This is a genomic window from Salipiger thiooxidans, from assembly GCF_900102075.1.
In the GTDB taxonomy this organism is placed as follows: Bacteria; Pseudomonadota; Alphaproteobacteria; order Rhodobacterales; family Rhodobacteraceae; genus Salipiger; species Salipiger thiooxidans.
In genome coordinates, this window is sequence record NZ_FNAV01000069.1 from 1 (window position 1) to 1,224 (window position 1,224).

The 1,224-nt window shown below is 62.7% G+C and carries 1 protein-coding gene; it reads right to left on the bottom strand.

Translation table 11 applies throughout. The features are described from left to right. Positions 1-1,142: ISNCY family transposase (locus BLQ77_RS28065; protein ID WP_089964326.1), on the bottom strand; the 1,142-nt coding region annotated here is incomplete at its 3' end. Positions 1,143-1,224: the final 82 nt, after the last annotated feature.

Here is a 1,224-nt window from a genome sequence, read left to right on the forward strand (position 1 = left end):
TCTTTGTCGAACACGGAGTAGGGCAGCGACACGCCTTTCCAGCGGACCTCGAACCGGCCATCGGGGAACTCGTAGGTGTCGACATACTTGCCAGGCAGTGCGCGCGTGATGTCGTTCTCCGCAAGGATGATGCGCTGCCGCTCATAGGAGAAGGCCAGTTGCCTGGTGACATAGCGCTCATCGCGGAAGCACAGGATCTCTCGCAGACGTTCCGGTTCCATGTTCAGGGACCGGTGCAGGTTGTCGGCCCGTAACGGCGCTTTGGCGAACTTCGCATTATGGCGCGCCAAGAACCTTGGCAGGATCGCGTTGCCGGCTGCCATGTCGCAGACGCCCGCCAGCCGTAGTTCCTTCACCAGCCGATCCTGCAGGGTACGGTTCGCGCGCTCGACGCGGCCCTTTGCCTGGCTGCTGTTTGCACAGAGGATCTCGATGTTCAGATCGTTCAGCGCCCGACCGAACTGGGTCATGCCATGGCCCGACTTCGCCCCTTGCTTGGCGACACGGAACACCGAGTGCTTGTCGGAATAGAAGGCCACGGGCCGGCCGTGCGCCGCGAGATACCGCTCGAGCGCGCCGAAATAGCTGAAGGTGCTCTCAGAGGCTACAAACTCCAGGTGCATCAGCGTGCTGGTGGCGTCGTCGACAAAGGCCAGCAACGTGCAGGCCGGACCACGTTCCTCGAACCAGGCGTGATCAGAGCCGTCTATCTGCACGAGCTCGCCATAGCAGTCCCGGCGCCGGCGCGGCTGGTGAAACGTTCTGCGCTGCTTGCGCGACAGCCAGATGCCGGCATCCTGCATCCATTTGCGCAAGGTCTCCCGCGACACCTTCAGGCCATGGTCTTCCGCCAGCTTCTCGGCTGCGAACGTGGGCCCAAAGTCGGCGTAGCGCTCACGGATCAGCGTCAGCGCAAACTCACGCACCGCGGGATCGATCCGGTTGTTGGACGGACGTCCGCGGGCCTTGTGCCGGATCGCTGCCGGACCATCGGCCTGGAACGTCTTCAGAAGCCGGTGAACCTGCCTTCGGCTCAGGCCCAAGACCGAGGCTGCCGCCACCGCAGACATCCGGCCTTGCACCACATCACTCAGGACTTCGATCCGGTTCAGCTCGCGCTCGCTCATGACCACCAATCCCACGGCCGCACTCCAATCCTGCCCATTCAGGGGAGTGTGACACTTCAGCTTTGCTCATGTGGGACATTCTAACTTGGCGCTTACA